The 17,425-nt window shown below is 57.3% G+C and carries 21 protein-coding genes; 3 read left to right on the top strand and 18 right to left on the bottom strand.

The features are described from left to right. Nucleotides 1–333: 333 nt before the first annotated feature. Complete coding sequence (tatA, locus tag AB0A83_RS18830; RefSeq protein ID WP_232056708.1) at nucleotides 334–546, bottom strand: twin-arginine translocase TatA/TatE family subunit; 213 nt, start codon at nucleotides 544–546, stop codon at nucleotides 334–336. A gap of 417 nt (nucleotides 547–963) precedes the next feature. Here tatA and AB0A83_RS18825 point away from each other — a divergent pair, with 417 nt between their 5' ends. Further along, nucleotides 964–1,317 carry a hypothetical protein gene (locus AB0A83_RS18825; protein ID WP_150051095.1) on the top strand — a complete coding sequence of 118 codons (354 nt, stop codon included), beginning with the start codon at nucleotides 964–966 and terminating at the stop codon, nucleotides 1,315–1,317. A 206-nt stretch (nucleotides 1,318–1,523) separates the two neighbouring features. Here AB0A83_RS18825 and AB0A83_RS18820 read toward each other — a convergent pair whose 3' ends face one another. From AB0A83_RS18820 to nifE, 16 genes are all read right to left on the bottom strand, one after another. Beyond that, nucleotides 1,524–3,134 carry a choice-of-anchor I family protein gene (locus tag AB0A83_RS18820; protein ID WP_367154954.1) on the bottom strand — a complete coding sequence of 537 codons (1,611 nt, stop codon included), beginning with the start codon at nucleotides 3,132–3,134 and terminating at the stop codon, nucleotides 1,524–1,526. A gap of 182 nt (nucleotides 3,135–3,316) precedes the next feature. Beyond that, complete coding sequence (locus AB0A83_RS18815; protein WP_367154953.1) at nucleotides 3,317–4,048, bottom strand: pentapeptide repeat-containing protein; 732 nt, start codon at nucleotides 4,046–4,048, stop codon at nucleotides 3,317–3,319. Between the two features lie 154 nt (nucleotides 4,049–4,202). Then, on the bottom strand, nucleotides 4,203–4,502 hold the full coding sequence (gene tnpB / locus AB0A83_RS18810) for an IS66 family insertion sequence element accessory protein TnpB (protein WP_367154952.1): 300 nt from the start codon (nucleotides 4,500–4,502) through the stop codon (nucleotides 4,203–4,205). A 362-nt stretch (nucleotides 4,503–4,864) separates the two neighbouring features. Next, nucleotides 4,865–5,686 carry a VPLPA-CTERM sorting domain-containing protein gene (locus tag AB0A83_RS18805; protein ID WP_150051089.1) on the bottom strand — a complete coding sequence of 274 codons (822 nt, stop codon included), beginning with the start codon at nucleotides 5,684–5,686 and terminating at the stop codon, nucleotides 4,865–4,867. A gap of 193 nt (nucleotides 5,687–5,879) precedes the next feature. After that, the gene (locus tag AB0A83_RS18800; protein ID WP_367154951.1) at nucleotides 5,880–7,115 is read right to left on the bottom strand and encodes a (Fe-S)-binding protein; all 1,236 of its coding nucleotides are present in this window, start codon (nucleotides 7,113–7,115) and stop codon (nucleotides 5,880–5,882) included. Continuing rightward, nucleotides 7,116–7,559 carry a hypothetical protein gene (locus AB0A83_RS18795; RefSeq protein WP_150051085.1) on the bottom strand — a complete coding sequence of 148 codons (444 nt, stop codon included), beginning with the start codon at nucleotides 7,557–7,559 and terminating at the stop codon, nucleotides 7,116–7,118. A 1-nt stretch (nucleotide 7,560) separates the two neighbouring features. Beyond that, complete coding sequence (locus AB0A83_RS18790; RefSeq protein ID WP_150051083.1) at nucleotides 7,561–8,538, bottom strand: DUF364 domain-containing protein; 978 nt, start codon at nucleotides 8,536–8,538, stop codon at nucleotides 7,561–7,563. 8 nt (nucleotides 8,539–8,546) lie between these two features. After that, nucleotides 8,547–8,921, bottom strand: coding sequence for a hypothetical protein (locus tag AB0A83_RS18785; protein ID WP_150051081.1), 375 nt, complete (start codon nucleotides 8,919–8,921; stop codon nucleotides 8,547–8,549). Further along, entirely contained in the window at nucleotides 8,918–9,424 is a 507-nt protein-coding gene (locus AB0A83_RS18780; protein ID WP_367154950.1) for a hypothetical protein, read from the bottom strand. The genes AB0A83_RS18785 and AB0A83_RS18780 overlap by 4 nt, the downstream gene beginning before the upstream one ends. A 2-nt stretch (nucleotides 9,425–9,426) precedes the next feature. After that, nucleotides 9,427–9,750, bottom strand: coding sequence for a (2Fe-2S) ferredoxin domain-containing protein (locus AB0A83_RS18775; RefSeq protein WP_150051077.1), 324 nt, complete (start codon nucleotides 9,748–9,750; stop codon nucleotides 9,427–9,429). A gap of 404 nt (nucleotides 9,751–10,154) precedes the next feature. Further along, nucleotides 10,155–10,460: a ferredoxin III, nif-specific gene (gene fdxB / locus AB0A83_RS18770; protein ID WP_150051075.1), complete on the bottom strand. Its 306-nt coding sequence runs from the start codon at nucleotides 10,458–10,460 to the stop codon at nucleotides 10,155–10,157. Nucleotides 10,461–10,470: 10 nt separating this feature from the next. After that, nucleotides 10,471–10,686 (bottom strand): CCE_0567 family metalloprotein, encoded by a 216-nt coding sequence (locus AB0A83_RS18765; protein WP_150051073.1) that lies wholly within the window; start codon nucleotides 10,684–10,686, stop codon nucleotides 10,471–10,473. 8 nt (nucleotides 10,687–10,694) lie between these two features. Further along, a complete protein-coding gene (locus tag AB0A83_RS18760; protein WP_150051071.1) occupies nucleotides 10,695–11,168 on the bottom strand; it encodes a NifX-associated nitrogen fixation protein in 474 nt (157 codons plus the stop codon). A 72-nt stretch (nucleotides 11,169–11,240) separates the two neighbouring features. Continuing rightward, nucleotides 11,241–11,726, bottom strand: a complete 486-nt coding sequence (gene nifX / locus AB0A83_RS18755) for a nitrogen fixation protein NifX (protein WP_367154949.1) — start codon at nucleotides 11,724–11,726, stop codon at nucleotides 11,241–11,243. Continuing rightward, the gene (nifN, locus tag AB0A83_RS18750) at nucleotides 11,717–13,114 is read right to left on the bottom strand and encodes a nitrogenase iron-molybdenum cofactor biosynthesis protein NifN (protein WP_150051067.1); all 1,398 of its coding nucleotides are present in this window, start codon (nucleotides 13,112–13,114) and stop codon (nucleotides 11,717–11,719) included. The genes nifX and nifN overlap by 10 nt, the downstream gene beginning before the upstream one ends. A gap of 1 nt (nucleotide 13,115) precedes the next feature. Beyond that, nucleotides 13,116–14,597 carry a nitrogenase iron-molybdenum cofactor biosynthesis protein NifE gene (gene nifE, locus AB0A83_RS18745; protein WP_367154948.1) on the bottom strand — a complete coding sequence of 494 codons (1,482 nt, stop codon included), beginning with the start codon at nucleotides 14,595–14,597 and terminating at the stop codon, nucleotides 13,116–13,118. Between the two features lie 447 nt (nucleotides 14,598–15,044). On the opposite strand from nifE, the gene AB0A83_RS18740 reads away from it, so the two are divergent. Beyond that, the gene (locus AB0A83_RS18740) at nucleotides 15,045–15,584 is read left to right on the top strand and encodes a uracil-DNA glycosylase family protein (RefSeq protein WP_150052090.1); all 540 of its coding nucleotides are present in this window, start codon (nucleotides 15,045–15,047) and stop codon (nucleotides 15,582–15,584) included. A 158-nt stretch (nucleotides 15,585–15,742) separates the two neighbouring features. Here AB0A83_RS18740 and AB0A83_RS18735 read toward each other — a convergent pair whose 3' ends face one another. Further along, complete coding sequence (locus tag AB0A83_RS18735) at nucleotides 15,743–16,564, bottom strand: hypothetical protein (RefSeq protein WP_232056706.1); 822 nt, start codon at nucleotides 16,562–16,564, stop codon at nucleotides 15,743–15,745. Between the two features lie 235 nt (nucleotides 16,565–16,799). On the opposite strand from AB0A83_RS18735, the gene AB0A83_RS18730 reads away from it, so the two are divergent. After that, nucleotides 16,800–17,369 (top strand): tetratricopeptide repeat protein, encoded by a 570-nt coding sequence (locus AB0A83_RS18730; RefSeq protein WP_232056705.1) that lies wholly within the window; start codon nucleotides 16,800–16,802, stop codon nucleotides 17,367–17,369. The last annotated feature ends 56 nt before the right edge of the window (nucleotides 17,370–17,425 follow it).

Raw genomic sequence — 17,425 nt, 5'->3', positions numbered from 1 at the left:
CTGTGACAAGGCCGTGACGCGGATTTAAAGGTTGTATGGCAGGCAGCAACCCGGCGGGGCGACCTCGGCGTGTTTAAATTATTCCGTTCGCTAGATTGGTCCGGCGAGGGCGTGGGCGATCGAAATTTAGGCGCCAACTTAAGCCGTTAGTGACGATCAAGGTAAGCCTCCTTGCGGGCGCACGGCGTTACCAATAAACAGCCGCTGTTTGCCGTGATTTTTTTTTGCATTTTTATATCTTGGCAGCCATGGATTTTGAGCATATGAAAGCTGTTTCTCCAGGGCTTGTCAGACATGCCGACCATTCAGCAAAACCGATGGCGTACAGAGCGCTCAGGACCGGTTTTCAACCGTTTCGCTCACCTTGTCGGCCGATCCGGCGTTATCGGTGGTTTGGGGTAAAGCCTTGTCGTCGTTGTGCATGGCCTGCCTGAAACCGCGGATGGCCCCGCCCAGGTCGCTGCCAACAGTGCGCAGCTTTTTCGTGCCGAAAAGAACGACCACAATCGCCAGTACCAACAATAATTCGGATAGTCCTAGACTCACGGTGTTTACCTCTTTTTTATTCGATTCGGACGGCCGGTTGCGGATCCGTTGGATAATGCCGACGTAACGGACGCTTTCAAGTTGACACTGGCGGCCGTAACGCATGGAAAGCAAGCATTGTTCCCGGTTCGGCCGGTTGGTTTTTTACACCCATGGTTTCATCGAGTGCCCGGTAATTTTCGGAAACTCATACGGCCGAATAATATAGGGACAATGTTACAACGCGGTGAATGTTCTGCGGATAGCGGTGGGAACCGGAGGCGGACGAAATGATCTCGGTTATGCGGTCGTATAAAATGGCAGGAAGTCTTAAGCCGATTAAAGCTGAGCGGGTTGCTTGTGTAAAAGCCTTGATTGCCAAGGTCGGACATGTGCATTGCTCTATAGTCCGAACCATTACTATGGGGGGAAAACGGTATGAAAATGTTGTGGTTGGTATTGCTAGCAGGTCTGATAGGCCTTTATTTCATCAACATAGCCCTGATCAAAATGCCGTTTTTAGATTGGGAATGGGGGAAACATGCAGGCATACGTTTTTTGCTCGGATTTTTCATTCTAGGCGCCAATGCGTTTTACGCGCAAAAAATGCGGTTTGGGCAAGCGCTGAAAGTAATAGTGGTCATTGTGTTTCTGGATTATCTGTATGACTACTTTATCGACGCCTACCGCTTCAATTTCGAAATCATTCTACACGGCATTTACATGATTACCTGGGGGGCGTTGACGGGATATCTGGCCTTCAGGAATTTGAATAACAAGGAAGAAGCATAGCGTTGTAGGGATGTTCTTGTTTTGGCTATGCGCATTTCATGATTGGAAAAAACCTCAAACTACAAGGTACAGGTTGCCGCCACGCTCGGGGGTATCCTGTGCCACGGATGTTGCTTCAGCTATCCAGGCGGCGAGGAACGCTCATCCGCTGAGTGTGGGAAAGCGGAAAACCGCCCGCGCCGGGTAACGCCGCGGGCCTTGTATCCTCAAGCTTCGCGTTTTTCGCGCAAGCCTAGCCAAGTCAGGAACATGGAGCCGAACAGCCACAGCGCGCCCGGCAGCGGTACCGCCGAGACTTTGTACAGCGAGGTGGTTTCGCTGACTTCGTTGGCGACGGCGAGGTAGCTGCCTTGGGCATTGCTGAAGAAGCTCAGGCCTTCCGGACCGACGTCGCCGGACGTGAACAGCATGTCAAGGAATGCAATGCTGCTGAGGTCGGTCAAGTCCCATACCATCACGGCGTTAGAACGCTCCAGGCCCAGAAACAACAACTCGCGGCCGTCCACCTTGCCCACTACCGCGCTTTCCGGTTCCGGACCTTTGTTGTCGCTACGGCCGTCGTCCCACAGGCTGGGGAATTGGGCTTTGATGATTTGTTCCAGTTGGTCGCCGGAGTCGAATACCATGTTGCCGTCGGCATCCAGAATCGAGAAGGAGCGGGCGCCGAATACCTGTAACCGGTCCAGATCGCCGTCGCCGTCGCTGTCGCCGCTGGTGGATACGGTCAGCCGGCTCAATTTGTCGTTGTTGCTTTGCCAATCGGTGCCGTGCGCGGCGTCCAGTGCGGTGCGCAAATCGGGGTCTATGTCGGCGCTGCCGACTCTGATTTCATCATTGCCGCCCGGCCAATCCGCGCGCGAATCGCCTTCGTTGGCGGTTAGGTAATATTGTTTGCCGCCTTGGCTGAAGCTGGCGATGCCGTCCGGCATGTACAGGCCTTGGACGTTCCAGTTTTGAATGTTGCCGTTCAACGGATTGTTGCCGCTGCCGTCACGATCGGAGGCGTCCAGACCGTTGCCGGGCAGGCTGTGATCCTTCAGGCCCATGGACTTGATGTCGGTGACGGTCGCGCTGGCGATGTCGATGATGGCGACCGCGTTGGCTTCCTGCAGAGTGGCGAAGGCTGTGCTGCCATCCCGGCTGACCGCGATGTATTCCGGTTCCAGGTCCTGAGCCACGGTCGCATTGGGGCCGGTCAAGCGCACGCCGGCGGCTGTCAGCGCGTCGGCATCGGCGTTAAAGCCGGAGAAACCGGCGGTTTGCACCGCGAAGGTCGAGGTGTCGATGATGCTGACCGAGCCTTCCGGGTCGCCGGCAGGACCTATCGAATAGCTGCTCGGTTCGCCTTCGTTGGCGACCAGCAGGCGGCTGCCGTCCGGGGTATAAGTCACCGCATCCGGGTTGGCGCCGACGGTTATCGAGCCTTGCAACGAATAATCGGCCGCGTCGTAAAAGCGCACCACGCCCGGGTCGGTCTTGGTCGGCGCGGTAATGGCGACGGCGGCTTGGCCGTGACTCAGCGCCACGCTATTGATGCCGCCCAGCGCGGCGGTGGAAAAACTTTGTACCAGATTGCCGGATAAATCGAGTACGTCGATGCCACCTTGGCCGATGTTGGCCTGATTGGCGTCGGTACCGGCAATCCACAAGCGGTCGTTAAGCGCATCGTAGGCGACGATTTCCGAACCCATGGCATTGGAGCCGTTGGCTGCGGTGTGGTTGAAGGTCCATTGGTGCGACCATTGAAAATCGGCGGCCGCGGCGCCGGCCGATACCAGCGCCGCGGCAATTGCCGCGGCGAGTGGAAGTAGTTTCATAAAGCGTGCTCCTGAGATATTGCCGAGGTTTGACGTTCCGCCGAAGCCGGCATTCGGCCGGTTGCGGGCGCGCAAAATGCGCAACGGGAATGCTAAACCGGCTATATGACAGTCGCGTTAAACTGTGACGCGTATCGCAGGAATCGCCAAATTTTGCCGGAGACCGCCCGAACCGCACCGGGTTAATGTTTTGCGCCGACGCTTGCTGCCAGCCCGGTGGCGGTGGTCAAGCCTTGGGCACCGTGTAAAGCCGCGCCATCCAGGTTGGCATGGTTGAAATCGGCGTCGGCCAGATTGGCTCCCGACAAGTTCGCACCGGACAGATCCGCCCAGCGTAGCCGTGCGCCCCGCAGATCGGCGTTTTGCAGTTTGACGTAAGCCATGACGGCATGGGTCAAATTCACCCCGCGCAGATCGGCCCCGGTCAACACCGCATTGTTCATTTCCACCCTGGCAGGGGCCATGCCTTGATTGGCCATGTCGGCGCCGAAATCGGCTCCGGCCAAGCCGGCTTGACTCAGATTCGCGCCGTTTAGCAAGCCGATTACCCGGCTGCCTGCCAGATTGGCCCCGGTCAAATCGGCGCCGTCCATCACCACCGCGTACAGGCTGGCGTTGGACAAATCGGCATTACGCAAACTGGCCTTGCGCAATTGCGCCCGGTTCAGATTCGCGCCATGCAGTTTGGCCCCGTCCATATTGACCCCGTCCAGATTGGCGGAAAACAGGTCCGCGCCCTGCAAGTCGATGCCGGACAGGTCCAGGCCGGATAAATCCCGATTAGCCAGTTTCAACGGGGAGCCGACGGCGGTCAGTGCCGAAAGTTGCTCGCGGCTCAGTTCCGCGGCGGGAGATAACGACGGATTCCACGTCAGCAGGGTGAGGGTAAACAGGGTATAGGGTTTAATGACCATCGTGTCGTCCCGGTTCAGCAGCTGTTGTCGGCAGTGTAAAACGCGCCGCCGCGAAAAGTGCCGCTCGGCCGGAAAAAGGAAATTTTCGCAACCGGCGGCCTGTTGGCTGGTTCCCAAGATTGATGCTGACGATCGTGCGGCAAAGGTCGGCCGTTTAATAATGCAGAGTTTTGAGTTGAGTCTGATCGAGCGCAAACACCGCATCATGGGCCTTGGGCGGGACAAAGCTGCCCTGATGCAATCGGCGCTGATATAACCGGACGCCATTGCCATTCCACAGCAGCACGCGCAAGCGATTGCCCGTTCGATTGCGGAAGATGACAGCCGAGCCGGCGCAAGGCGCATGCCCCGGACTGTGCTGCATGATCGCCGACAAACCATCCAGGCCGCGCCGCATGTCGACCGGGGCTACGGCTACCCAAATCTGCGATGGATAACCGATCAAGCCGGACATCGCAGTAACTTTGCTAGCCAACGCCCGCCAACCCGGCTTTGCCGGCAGCTTCCCGGGCTTTCGCCTGAGGTCCCATCCGGCCCGGTCAGGAGCCGGTTAGCCCGGCGGGATCGCCTGGCTAACCGAGCGGAGCCAGCCTGCTTACAAGCAGGTGACAGCCTTTGGACACGGCAGCAAACATCCCGTGCGGGACCGGGTGTGTATGGCCCGGCCCTAAGGTGACGATCGATGGCTAGGCTAAGCGGCCGGGATCGGTAACCATTTGGCATCGACGGCCCGGCGCAGGGGAGATTTTAATCCGCTGGCGGGCGGCCGTAAGCGTGTGCCCGGCTCAAGACGGGTTGGAACCGCCCACCGGCCGATCAAGCCTTGCGTCTGACGTTAAACACGCCGACGAGTCCGGCCAGGAACAATGGCAAGCTGGCTGGCACCGGCACCGGGGCGGTGTCGAAGAACCCGGATGCGCTGCTCACCTCTATCGTTCCGGCCGGTAGCGGGTCGCCGTTCAGGGTGGTGATCAGCAAGTTGATGATGGCGGTGTTGCTGAAGTCGCCGGATGCGGTGACTCCGGGATCGATTTGCGAAATCGTGAATTGCAGGTTGCTATTTAGGTCGAACACCGCTTCGCCGCTGAATTGATATTGCGCGGTCAGGACGTCGTGCACGATGCCGGTCGTGGTGTAGTTGCTGAAATCGAAGGATTGCAGTTGGCCTAGCGGGGTGATGATCAAGCCGGCGCCGGCCCGCGAGCTGCTGCCGTCGATTTGCAGGTCACCGTCTACCACCATGTCGATGGTGACCAAATAGGGATCGCTGGTGTTCGGCGTCAGGGTAATGGTGTCGGTGTAACTGGCGAACGCATTCAGCGCGCCGAGTTCGATGTCGCCGAGCGTGCTGTCGCTACTGTTGGTCAGCGAGCCGGCGACTTGCAACTTGGGCACGCTGCTGTCGACGCGGGCCAGATATTCCCATACCCCGGTTTGTTGATCGCTGACTTCGATCGCTGAGCGGGTGAATTCGGGTGTGCCGGTTTCCGTATCGCTCAAGAAAGAATCGAACGGCGGAAATGTGCCGTCCAGCTCGACGCGGCCGCTGACGCGCATTTCCGGAGCCGCCGCAGCAACGGCAGCGTATCCGAGGAGCGCTGCGGCAAGAACGATTTTAATGGTTGATGACTGCTGCATACATGTTTTCTCCCAATGGCTGATGGGGCGCGCGGTTGTTTGAACGGACCGCGCGTATTCGAGAATTGCGGTTGGGCGCGAAAGAGCCGGTTGGCTCGCCCGCTAGGACAGTAGTCCGAAATATGCGGATCCGTCAATGGTTTGGGCGGGTATTAACCTGATTTTAATGTTGGGCCGCGTAAAGGCCGGAGCGTCACGCGGGAAGCTGGCGGGCAATCAAGGATAGAGGATGGCAGAAGCGGCCGGCGCCGGCGGATAGAAAGGCCGCGCAGGCGTAATTGCTGCTTAACAGCCAGTCGGCCGGGGTTTGACTGACGGCTTGGACTTTCATTTGTCGAATCTGCTTGGCGTTCTCCGGATGGCTCAGCATGTAACTGCCGCCGGCGCCGCAGCAAAGCTGGTTATCCGGCAGCGGCGAGACTTCCAGACCGGGGATTTTGCCGAGTAAAGCGTAGACGCTTTGCCGGTTTTTCAGCACGTTGCGCTGCGAGCAGGGTTCGTGAACCGCGGCCTTGGCATTGAGGGGCGCCAAGGCCAAGTGTTCGGGCCAATGCTGTAGCACGAAGTCGTTAACATCGGCCAAGCGTTGCTTGAAGCTGGCGGCGGCCGGGTCTTCGTCGGGATATTCGCTCAGCATGGCTCCGCAGCCGGTGGCGCAATGCACTACCGCGTCCACGTCCGGATTGGCGAAGGCGGCCAGATTGTTGGCGATTAGCGCGTCGGCGGCTTGGCCGTTATGTTGGTGGACCGCCCCGCAACAGCCTTGTTGCTCGGGCACCAGTACCTCGAAACCGATGGCATTCAAGATGCGAATGGCGGCGCTTAAGCTCTCCCGGTCGTAATGTTCGCCTACGCAGCCGGTAAACAACGCTACTTTGCCGCGCGGTGCGGCAACGGGATAGACGGTTTTCAAGGCGACTAGTGTCGGCATCGTGGTGATGGCCTCCGCATCCGCCAAGCCGATGGCAGCCAGTAGCCCGGATTTTTGCAAAGGCCGGCGCAGGCCGGATTTCAAATACAAGGCAATCAAGGGTTGCAAGCGGTTTCGGGCCTTTTTGTTCTCGATCAGGCGCAATGCCCAGCGTCCCCAGCCGCCGGGCTGGATCTGCAATGCAGCTTGCGCTTGGTCGAACAATCGGCCGTAGGCCATGCGGCTGGGACAGATGGCTTCGCAGGCCCGGCATTGCACGCAATTGTTCAGGTGGGTTAATTCGTCGGCGGATACCTCGGCCTTTTCCACCAGGATTTTGCTGATGGTGCGGATGCGTCGGCGCGGGGTTTCTTCGTCTATTTGAAACAAGCGGAAGGTGGGGCAGCCGCTGACGCACATGCCGCAGCGCATGCATTCGGCGGCGTCGGGAATGTAAGGGCCGTCGGCAGCCGGCATCGCCGACGTTTGGCCGAATGCCATGTCCATGAAGTCGAACATTCAGCCCTCCATGACGCGGATATAAGCGCGCCGCAGCAGTTCCATTTCCGCGGGTGGGCGGCCGCGCAATTCCGGCAGGGTGCGCAAGTGGCAATCGCGGCTTTGCAGCAGCTTGTGCGGCGGATCGAGTAGCATGAAGCGGGCCATGTGCACGACGATGACGCCGCCGGGCGCGTCTACCGGTTCGCCTTCGCCGGATTCGATGCGCAACAGCTCGTTGTCGAAACCCATCATTTGATTGATGCGGTTCAGCAAGATGGCCGGATGCATGCTGACCTTGGCGTTGTCGAATTCTTCCGGATCGAGCGGGCTGGACAACGGCGGCAACGACTCCGGAAAGCATACGCTGCCGTTGCTTTGCTGGGCAAACAACATCAACGCGCTGATGTCGCCTTTATAAAACAGCAAAAGGCGGTGACGAGCAAATACTTCATCGGCAGTCATATTAGTGAAGATGCGCCGATACCGCGCCGTATTTGTCCCACAACGGTTTGTAGCTACTGTCCAACTGCGACAAACGCGCGTTTACCCGCTCCAGCAAAGCGTATTTGGGGAAGCGGCTGAGGTTGCCTGCGGCATACCAGCTTTCCATTTCTTGGGTCAGCGCGGCTCTTTCGGCGGCACAGTCGGCGATTTGCCGTTTCAGCCAGATTATGCTGTTGGCTGGGGTCAAGTCGGCAATCCGGTAGCGCAAGCCGTTGCCGAATATGCGTACGCCGCCGCCCTGGGCGACGGTGTGATAAAGGTTTTCCGGATCCAATATTTCGACGCCGGCCAGGTAATCGATGCCGAATTCGTGTAAATGCGGCAACCAAGGTACGGTAGGCCCCATCAGCACGGTGGTGGCGTGTTGTGCCAATTCGGCCAGGCGGGGGAAGGTTTTATTGGTAATCGAGCTGGCGGTCAAAAATACCCAGTCGGCGGTCGGCAATAAAAATTCGCAGGCAGAATCCGGCAGGTCTTCCGCGACCGGATACTTTTCCAGCACGCTGAGCAGCATTTGGTTTTGGTAGCGCTCTATGCCGGGGTAATGGCCGATCACGACGACTTTCTTACCCAACAGCTGCGGCAGAAAGTGTTCGAACACCGATAAATTGCCGTTTTCCTGGCAGCGGATGACCGGCACCGAATCCGGTAGCGGCCGGCTATTGATGCAGCTGTTGAGCGCGGCCATGCCGACCGTGGCTTGATACAGGTTCCATTCTTCCACCCAGGCGGCCAGATCGACGATGGGTTTGCCGTTTAACTCGCCGGACCAGGACAGGGTGCGTATCGAGGTGCCGGGGCTCATCGCCAAGCCGATGCCGTTGGCATCGCTGTTTTTGCAATAAGTCCATACCAAGCCGATGGTGAGATGCTCCAATAGCGCATCGGTACTGCAATGGTCCAACAGCAATTCGTAAATATGCTTAGGGTGCGCCATTTAGGCCTCTATTCGGGTACATCCAACAACTTGGCTTCGGTTTTGATGTTGTCTTGCTGGCCCCAAGCGTTGATCGCTTCGACGAAAAATTGTTTTTTACGGGGATGCGGTTTTACCACGTCGTATTCGGCATAAAAACTGCCGTCGCCGTGAAACTTGATCTGTCCGATACGTTGTTTACCGGGATTGTACCAGTATCCGACCAGGTCTTGGCTTTGGGTGTAGGGGTCGACGACCAGACTGAATTCGGCGCCGTCGAATTCGGGAGCGCTGACGCCCTCTTCGGGCGCGAAGCCCAATTTGGCAATGTTTTCGCCTATGCGTTTGCACACCGCCTGGCCGAATTCGCGTCTGGCTTCGATATGTTCGCTGACTTCGCTCATGCGTTTTCCTCGTCCAGCGCCGCCGCCAGAGTCATGATTACCGAGGCCCCGCAGCGGTCTTCCGGGTCCAGAATGCGTATCTTGCTCAAGATTTCGCGCGATTGCTCTTCTTGGCCGCTACGCAGTTTGATGAAGGATAAGGCTTTCAGCGAATACAAATAAAACAAATGCGTCTCGCTGGCGTACATGTCCCATTGTGCGGCTTCGTTGGCCAAGCGCTGATAATCGTTGGGAAACTCGCCGAGCGCGGCGGCCTGTTCCAAGGCGGCCAAGGCTTCCCGTTCGGCTTCCTGTAATCTGCCTTGGTAAAAATAAAATTTATACAGGGCAAAATAGGTTTGTAAGCAACTGGGATCGGCTGCCTGGGCTTGTTTGAACAGTTGTTCCGCGCGCGGTTTATCGGCGTGGCTGGCCGCCACGGCGGCTTGCAGCAGCTCGTTGACGGCCTTGGGAATATTCGGGCTAAACAGCACCCGTTCTTCGAATAACGGAGTCGCTTGCATGGTTACCACACTTCCGGCGGAACTTTCAGCGCTTCAACCGGGGTGCCGCCTAAAAGATGCTGTTCCACAATGGTTTTAACGTCTTCTTTCTTGACGTGGCCGTACATAATGCCTTCCGGATACACCAGTACGCTAGGTCCCGTCATGCAAGGCCCCATGCAGCCGGTATTGGTCAAGCCTATTCTTTCGTACAGGTTGCGGGCTTGAATTTCGTTCATGAATTCGTTCATCACTTCGGCGCAGCCTACTTGGCCGCAGGAACCGCGCGGGTGTCCTTGCGGGCGTTGTTGGGTGCAGACGAATACGTGTTTTTCGGGGCGTGGCATTGTATTGCTCCTCAATTTAGAAATGACTGGGGACTACCAAATTCGCTAGGTTCAGCCGTTTTCCGGCTGGTTTGGGCCGTGCGCTTGCAAGCACTCGACAAATTCGGACGGTCCGTCACGCCATGCGGCGCAGGCGCATTCCTCGGATATTTGCCGAGTTGACTCGCCGGGGCGGCCCGGATTGTCGCGCGATTCAAGCCTTAAACGGGCAGGGTGCTGCCGGAAGCCTATGACCGCGTCGTTGGAAAGGTTAAGAACTGTTCTTAACCGGGCGCTGACAAAGCCGGCAGGCGTTGGTCAGCGCATCTACGACCGGCTGCGCAAGCTGCGAGAGTTTGCCGGCGAGTCCGATAGATTCCGGAATTTTCGTCCCAATGCCGGTCGGCGTGCCGGCAGGAAACCCGTCAAGCCGCCAGCTTGTGCTCGTGGGTAAAGCAATCCTTGGGACACACTTTGGAACAAGCTTGGCAACCGATGCAATCGGCCGGGTTTTTCAAGCTCATGACCATGGTGTTATCGTCTTCGTCGAAATCGTCGTCCATGTCCGCATCGGCAAAGGCTTCGTCGCGTTCGATCAAGTCGAACACGTCGCGCGGGCAGACTTTGAAACAGCGGCCGCAGCCTATGCAGTCGCGCTGATTCAAGTCGGCAACGTAAGACGGCGTCCAGACCTTGCCGCCAAAGGTTACACCGGTTACAAATTCACTCATGACTGTATCCTCAGGCAGTCTCGGCGCTTGCCGCTAAATATTTCTTGTTTGCTTCGTCCCACGCTTTGCAAGCCTCGTAGGTGTTTTGCGCTACGGCCATCAATTCGCCATAGGCGTCAGGCAAACGGTCTTCGATCAAGTCGTGCAGTTCCATGGCCGCTTCGCCGGCGAGCCGCTTGGTTTTCTTCACTTCTTTTTCCAGTTTTTTGATGTCTTCGTCACTCATGTTGCACCTCACGCTTCCGCAACTTCTTTAAATTGCTCGATCAAGGCGGCGGCTTTATCGATGACTTGCTCGGTTTTTTGCGCCATCTCTTCCAGGCTGGGGAAGCCGAAACGGTGTACGTCGCGCAAGGTTTTGTCGACCACGATCAATTTGCCGACCAGAACGAAAGCGCGGCCGAAACCTTCGTGGGTAATGTTGATGACGGGTACTGCCATCAGGCCGGCTTTTTTCTCGACCAGCGAGGCAATGCTGTTGTAATAGGCTTTGACCCGGGCCATGGTGATTTCGTCCGGATCGCCGACGATGGGAATTTCGCGTTTGCGCTCTTTGGTCATGATCAATGGATCGATGATTTTTTCTTCGGACCAGCCTTCGTAAGTATCGTAAGTATCTAAGGCGCGCAGTTGTTTGATCATCTCGACGACGACGTCGGACGACATGTACGGATCGCCGGTTTCGATAACAAGGGCAGCTTGGGACATAATGTTCTCCTATGAGTGAAAATGCTTAAAAAATGGCCGGGTGGCGGCTTAAGACGAAACGGGCCGGCTGGCTCATTCGTCCCAGCCCTCCTCTTCCATCGAGTCGAACCGATTGGGGTCGGGAGCTTGGTGCCGGCCGATCGCTTTTGCCAACCAGGTGGACGGGCCGGATTTCATTTCGTTTTGTAAGTCCGAAATCAAATCTTTGATCGTGCTGCCTTCGTGTACTTTGATCGGCTGTATGCCTTGCGCCACGATTTGCTTGATCGCCGACGCGCCGACGGCTTGGCAGTACACCGCCGCGCAGCCTTCCAACAGTTGCAGCTTGACCGACAATTTATCTTCGTTGCCGTCCTGGGCTAAATCGCCGAACTGGGCCGCTTCCAGCATTTCGGATTGTTCCGGATCGACGGCGTAGACGGCGAACGAGCGGGCGGAGCCGAAGTGCTGGTTAACGTGCACCATGTCGGTGGTGGCAAAAGCCACTTTTATGGCTGTTTCCATAGGCATTTTCTGTTCTTGGGTCAGAACGACCTGCATACGGCGGGCTAATGACATGACGACGCGTGAGCGGCAAGTTCTTGTTCCGGTTTTTGCGCGTACGGCGAGAAATAAGGTTCAATATCTTCGTGGGCGAAGTTGATGACCAGATTCGCCAGATCGAATAGGGTTTGCCGGGTACCTTTATAACCTATCCAGGTTTTTTGGTAGCCGCCTATGATGTCGTACAACGGAAAACCAACCCGTAAAATCGGTAACTCCAGACGTTCGGCGCTATGCACTGCGTGGGAATTGCCTATCAGCAACTGGGCGCCGCGTTCTTTGGCGGTGATTTCCAAATCTTCCAAATCGCCGATCTTGACGGCATCGACCGGCATTTTCGCCAGGATGGGCGCATTGGCGGGGGCGACCGCCGCGACGATTTCCGCACCCATGGCTTGCAGCAGATGCACGAAGGCGTTCAATTGATCCGGGTCGGAGGCAATGGCTACTCGCAGCTGGCCGAGCATGAAGTGGGTATCCAGCATCGCGTCTTGCAACTGCATGCGCTGACGCTCCAGGCGCGGCGGTACCGGCATTTCGCTGATGTCGGCCAAGGTCGAGATCAAGGCGTCGTTGGCTTCCAGGCCGTACAGATGGTCGAAATAAAACGTGGGTACACCGGTGCGTTCTTGCAATAAATCGCCGCATTTTTTTAAGGACGGGCCGATGACGAAGGTCGCCTTGGCTTCGCCCAACGTGGCGACTTCCGAGACTGTAGTTCCGCCTATGGTGACCGGCGAGAACGGATCGTCGGTCAGTACGCCGTCCAAGGATTCGGACAAATCCGGTACGAACACCGGACGTAGGTTGAACATTTCTATGGTATCGCGCAAGGTTTCCAGGTCGCCCGGCGTCAGCATCGGCGGGGTCAATACGTTGATTTGCCGTTGCCGGTTGCCCGGTTTGGTACCGGCTTCGGCGGCATCGGGGACCAGCGCCTTGATGATCTCGTATACCGTCAGCGCGTAACCGCTTTCGACGCAACCGGAAAAGTCCGGGGTATTTACCGCGACTACGGCGACGTGGTTGTATTCCGGATACTTGTCGCGAAATTCGCGCACGTTGCGGTGCACGTCGCAGCCTTGGGTTTCGGCCAGACCGGTGGTCAATACCACGATCAGGGCCGGGTTGGATTTTTCCGCGATGGCTTTAATGCCTTCGATGACGTTTTCGTCGGCGCCCAATACCGAACTGGCTTGGTCCATCGCCGTGGTTTGCAGGGGAATCGGTTCGCGGAAATGGCGGACGAAGAATACTTTCGCAAACGCGGTACAGCCTTGCGAGCCGTGCAACATCGGCATGGCTTTGTCGAAACCTAAACAGGCCAGGGAGCCGCCGGTCGGTTGGCTGGCTTTCAGCGGGCTGACCGACAGCGCTTTTTTGCGTTTTTGAATTTCAGCCATATCAAGCCGCCTGAATTTTCATGGGTTCGCTAAGTCCGACGCTGTCGTCGCCGGTCTCGACCGTTACTTCATCGCTACTGTCGTTAACCGTTTTGGCTACTCGCCAAGGCGCCGGTTTGCGGACCGATTCCCAGACCGGGCTTTCCAGGGTCAGCGCCAGCTGGCGCACCAGCTCCAGCATACCTTGATAGCCTTCGTAGCCGAATTCGCGCTCTTGATTGATATCCAGAAACGGGATGCGGGCCTTCAAGGCGGTGTACATATTGCGGCCGCCGGCAATCAAAATGTCGGCTTTGTAGTCTGCGACCACTTTCAACAAGGCTTTCGGGCTACCGTCTTCTATCATCAAGGTGTCTTCGCCCATCAGCTCGCGAATCCGCGCCTTGTCTTCTTCAGTCGATTTTTTGGTACCGGTGGCAACCACCACCATGCCTAAATCCTGCAACGCCGAGATCACCGACCAGCTTTTGACGCCGCCGGTAAACAAGAGTACCCGTTTGCCTTTCAGGCGTTCGCGCCAGGGTACCAAGGCTTCGCGGATACGGTTTTCTTCGCGGGCAATGATGGCTTCGGTGCGGGCGGTCAGCTCCGGATCGTTGATGATGCGGGCAAAGTCGCGCAAGGCTTGGCTGGTATCGGTAATGCCGTAGAAGCTGCCTTCGAACCAGGGGATTTGGTATTTGTCTTCCAGTTTGCGGGCCACGTTGATCATGGCTTTGGAGCACACCATCATGTTGACTTCGGCTTTGTGCATGGTTTGCACTTCGCGGAAGCGGGCGTCGCCGGACAAGGTGCACAAGACGCGCAAACCCATTTCGTCCAGCAGCGGCAATACGTGCCAGAATTCGCCGGCGATGTTGTATTCGCCGACCAGATTGACGTCGTGGATTTTAATGCCGGCTTTTTCCGCTTCGAGTGCGGCCGGCGGCAACGGATCGGGATCGCGGGTACCGACCACGTGTTTGATCATGGCGTCTGCCGCTATCCGGTTGCCCAGGTTTTTGGTACCGTAAAAGCCTGCCGCGTCGATTGGCACCACCGGCACTCCCCAGCGTTCGGTGGCTTCTTTGCAGGTGGCGTTGATGTCGTCGCCGACCAGGGCCGGCACGCAGGTGTTGTAGATGAATACCGCCGGCGGGTTAAAAGTTTCTACCGCTTGCTTGATGGCGTGGAACAAGCGTTTTTCCGAGCGGCCCATCACGATGTCTTGCTCGGTCAGGTCGGTGGTCATGCCGATCCGGTACAGATCCGGCCCGGACGAGCGGGTGCCGCGGTTGTCCCAGGAGCTGCCGGCGCAAGCGATAGGACCGTGTACGATGTGAGCGACGTCGGCTATGGGCAATAACGCGATTTGCGCGCCGTCGAAGGCGCAACCGCCCGCGGCCGAACCGGGTTTAGGCTTGGCACAACCGGATTTTTCCTTTTTGTTGTGTTCGCAGGCTGGTTCGTCTAACAGTTCTGCTATGTCTTTCGTGGATTTCATCGCGAAACTCCTCAATTTTTGTTGTAGATCAAGCAACGCCTGTGCCATAGGCTAACAAATTGATTTAGCATCGCTTTCGTTAAATTCCGATTGTCGCAAATGCTACAAAACGCCGTTACAGGTGGCTCGGGCGCGACAATGGCCGACAGGTTGGCGTAACGATGGTTGCATAGTGGCGAGACGAGGACTCAAGCTTGACTTGGGGCGCGGCTATCATGCGTTAAACCATTTTCGGTGGCGTCCGGCCTCCGGGTTCCTCCTTAGGTGTCTTTCTACGATCGGGCGGATCAGGATGATTTTGGCAGATACCAAAGTGCCATGTTTCGGCTGGGTCGGGCTACAATGCGGCAACTTTGCAAAATAACGCCGATGCATCCTGATCTCCCCGCAAGCGACGCTTTGCTCGCACACCGTTCCGCTTTATTGGCTTGCCGCCGATGCCCGGATATGATCGGGCCGGTAGTCTGCGGCCAGCCGGTACAGTCCGGGGTGTTGTTGGTCGGCCAGGCGCCGGGGGCTAAGGAAGGCGAGTTCGGCAAGCCTTTCGCCTGGACGGCCGGCAAAACCTTGTTCGGTTGGTTTGCCGGCATAGGCTTGGACGAGGCGGCGTTTCGCCGGCAAGTCTACATGGCGGCGGTGTGCCGCTGTTTTCCCGGCAAGCAGGCTAAAGGCGGGGACAGGCTGCCCAGCCCGGTGGAAGTGGCCAATTGCTCGGTTTGGCTGCAGACGGAAGTCGAGTTGTTGCGCCCGCAACTGGTGATTCCGGTTGGTAAACTGGCGATCCGGCAATGGCTGGAAGCCGATAAGCTCAGCGATGTGATCGGTCGGCAGTTTCGTTTGGGCCTATTCGGCCATGAAACCGACCTGATCCCGCTGCCGCACCCGTCCGGCGCATCCACCTGGCATCGTAGCGAACCGGGTAAAAGCTTGTTGGCGCAGGCTTTGGCTGCAATCGCCAAGCATCCGGCTTGGCGGGCGCTGTTGTAAACAGACTTTTGCCGCTGCTCGGCCGAGAGTCGGTCGCATGGCGGATCAAAGCTTGCGGCTATGCCGGCTCGAATCCTGTATCAGAGGTTTGTTGTCGAGCGCGCCGGTTATCAAAATCTTGCAACCGGCGCGAGTAGAGGATGAGAACGTGCAATGGCTTATTTGACTTGCAGCAAGCCGCCGGTGCCCAGGCCGTTTTGTACGTCTTGGGCTTTGTAATTGCGCACGGCGATGACCATGTTGTTGTAGGCGTCGAAAAACGCTGCGGCGATGGCTTGGCCTTCCGGGGTTTGGGTAAACGAGCTGGCGCCGCCGCCGACTGCGCCGCCGATGACGCCGCCCCAGCCGCCCAGGCCCAACGCGCCGGAGATGTTGCTGTTGTTAACCGTCGCACTGCCGGAGGATACCGCCACCTGCACGGTCGAACGAATATCGGTTAAGGTCAGGGCTACGTCGGAGGTGCGGGTTTGCACCGCGTTGGACAGTGCGCCGGCTGCCGCGCCCAATGCGCCCAAGCCGGCCGCGTTCAGGCCTATCCCCAAAAGTCCGCCGCCTACGGTGTTGGAGCTACCGCTGGTGACTTCATTGTTGACGATGACTTGCGGGTCCAACAGATAATCTGCAGCGACGCGCTGGCCTTTATGTTGCTTGGAGCCGGCACGGTATTCGCCGGATTCGCGTTGTTCGGAGACGATGTCGTTGATCAACGCCCGGGTGGCTTGATTGCCGATGGAGGTAATCACAAAGCAATTGGATTGTTGGACCGCCAGTCTGATCAACGGCTCGACCGTGGTTACCGAGCCGGCCCCGCTGAAACGGCCGTCGGCGACCGCCAAGGTGCCCAAAGATTGACTGCAGCGTTCCAGCGCTTTGTTGGCGTTGACGCTGGTGGAACCGCCGGCCGAGCCGGTTAACAAACTGCCGCTGCCGCCGGTTTGCAATGCGGGTTGCTGGGGCGCGCAAGCGGTTAAACTCATCATAACAGCCGATAATAAAATTCTTCTTGATGGCTGTAAGTGCATATTACCTCCTGATTAAGGGTTATCGAATAAAATCAAACTAGATTGTTTGAAGTTGTAAAACGGGCTTGGTATTAACCGGCTTAAACTAATAATATTCCCGAAGATAATAACGCAAGTTCCGTAGCAACGCGATAATGGTGGTTATGTCCCTATGAAAACGTCAAATCGGTTTATATCAATTTTCTGCTTAGCGATGGTGTCGGCGTGTGCGCAGACCCCGCCGCAGCCTGTGGTGCCAAGCACGGTTAGCGTGTGCGACGAGCAGGGGTGCGCCGAACGTCCGCGCGATTACGAAAGTTTTCGCCCGCAACGCACGGCGGAAGAAGAGGCCGGCGTGCAACAAATCGCCGCGTTGGAAGCGATCGCTAAAAAAGACCCTAGCGCGGCTTACGATTTGGCGCTCAGGTTGTTCAGGGGCGACGGCGTTAAACAGGACTTGTACCGTTCGGTGCAGTGGATGCGCGATGCGGCGGAGCGCGGGCATTTCGATGCGCAAAAAGCGTTGGGGCGTCTGTATTTAACCGGCTTGGCGGAAATGGGTTCCGATCCGATGGAAGCGCAAAAATGGTTGACCATCACCGCCGGCCGTGGCGACAAAGAAGCGGAAAAATTATTGGAAGAAGCGAATGCCGCTAAGCAGGAGCTAGCAGACGATTACCGTTGGCGGCAACGTTGGCGCCAAACTTTTTATAACTATTGGGCTCATAGTTATCCCTATTATTGGCGTTGGGGGGCGGGCCGCTGGTATTACTACTATTACTAAATGTGGGCGGTGTTTTTCCAAGGCAATCTTGCGAATAGCCGGCCGAAAAAACCCAG

It is taken from the genome of Methylomonas sp. HYX-M1 (assembly GCF_040741385.1).
GTDB lineage: Bacteria > Pseudomonadota > Gammaproteobacteria > Methylococcales > Methylomonadaceae > Methylomonas > Methylomonas rhizoryzae.
The sequence above is the reverse complement of the archived record's forward strand: the minus strand, read 5'-3'. Positions and strand labels throughout refer to the sequence as shown.

Coding starts and splice junctions, on each gene's coding strand:
- AB0A83_RS18825 (WP_150051095.1), top strand. CDS start 964: ATGAAAATGTTGTGGTTGGTATTGCTAGCAGGTCTGATAGGCCTTTAT.
- AB0A83_RS18820 (WP_367154954.1), bottom strand. CDS start 3,134: ATGAAACTACTTCCACTCGCCGCGGCAATTGCCGCGGCGCTGGTATCG.
- AB0A83_RS18815 (WP_367154953.1), bottom strand. CDS start 4,048: ATGGTCATTAAACCCTATACCCTGTTTACCCTCACCCTGCTGACGTGG.
- tnpB (WP_367154952.1), bottom strand. CDS start 4,502: ATGTCCGGCTTGATCGGTTATCCATCGCAGATTTGGGTAGCCGTAGCC.
- AB0A83_RS18805 (WP_150051089.1), bottom strand. CDS start 5,686: ATGCAGCAGTCATCAACCATTAAAATCGTTCTTGCCGCAGCGCTCCTC.
- AB0A83_RS18800 (WP_367154951.1), bottom strand. CDS start 7,115: ATGTTCGACTTCATGGACATGGCATTCGGCCAAACGTCGGCGATGCCG.
- AB0A83_RS18795 (WP_150051085.1), bottom strand. CDS start 7,559: ATGACTGCCGATGAAGTATTTGCTCGTCACCGCCTTTTGCTGTTTTAT.
- AB0A83_RS18790 (WP_150051083.1), bottom strand. CDS start 8,538: ATGGCGCACCCTAAGCATATTTACGAATTGCTGTTGGACCATTGCAGT.
- AB0A83_RS18785 (WP_150051081.1), bottom strand. CDS start 8,921: ATGAGCGAAGTCAGCGAACATATCGAAGCCAGACGCGAATTCGGCCAG.
- AB0A83_RS18780 (WP_367154950.1), bottom strand. CDS start 9,424: ATGCAAGCGACTCCGTTATTCGAAGAACGGGTGCTGTTTAGCCCGAAT.
- AB0A83_RS18775 (WP_150051077.1), bottom strand. CDS start 9,750: ATGCCACGCCCCGAAAAACACGTATTCGTCTGCACCCAACAACGCCCG.
- fdxB (WP_150051075.1), bottom strand. CDS start 10,460: ATGAGTGAATTTGTAACCGGTGTAACCTTTGGCGGCAAGGTCTGGACG.
- AB0A83_RS18765 (WP_150051073.1), bottom strand. CDS start 10,686: ATGAGTGACGAAGACATCAAAAAACTGGAAAAAGAAGTGAAGAAAACC.
- AB0A83_RS18760 (WP_150051071.1), bottom strand. CDS start 11,168: ATGTCCCAAGCTGCCCTTGTTATCGAAACCGGCGATCCGTACATGTCG.
- nifX (WP_367154949.1), bottom strand. CDS start 11,726: ATGTCATTAGCCCGCCGTATGCAGGTCGTTCTGACCCAAGAACAGAAA.
- nifN (WP_150051067.1), bottom strand. CDS start 13,114: ATGGCTGAAATTCAAAAACGCAAAAAAGCGCTGTCGGTCAGCCCGCTG.
- nifE (WP_367154948.1), bottom strand. CDS start 14,597: ATGAAATCCACGAAAGACATAGCAGAACTGTTAGACGAACCAGCCTGC.
- AB0A83_RS18740 (WP_150052090.1), top strand. CDS start 15,045: ATGATCGGGCCGGTAGTCTGCGGCCAGCCGGTACAGTCCGGGGTGTTG.
- AB0A83_RS18735 (WP_232056706.1), bottom strand. CDS start 16,564: ATGATGAGTTTAACCGCTTGCGCGCCCCAGCAACCCGCATTGCAAACC.
- AB0A83_RS18730 (WP_232056705.1), top strand. CDS start 16,800: ATGGTGTCGGCGTGTGCGCAGACCCCGCCGCAGCCTGTGGTGCCAAGC.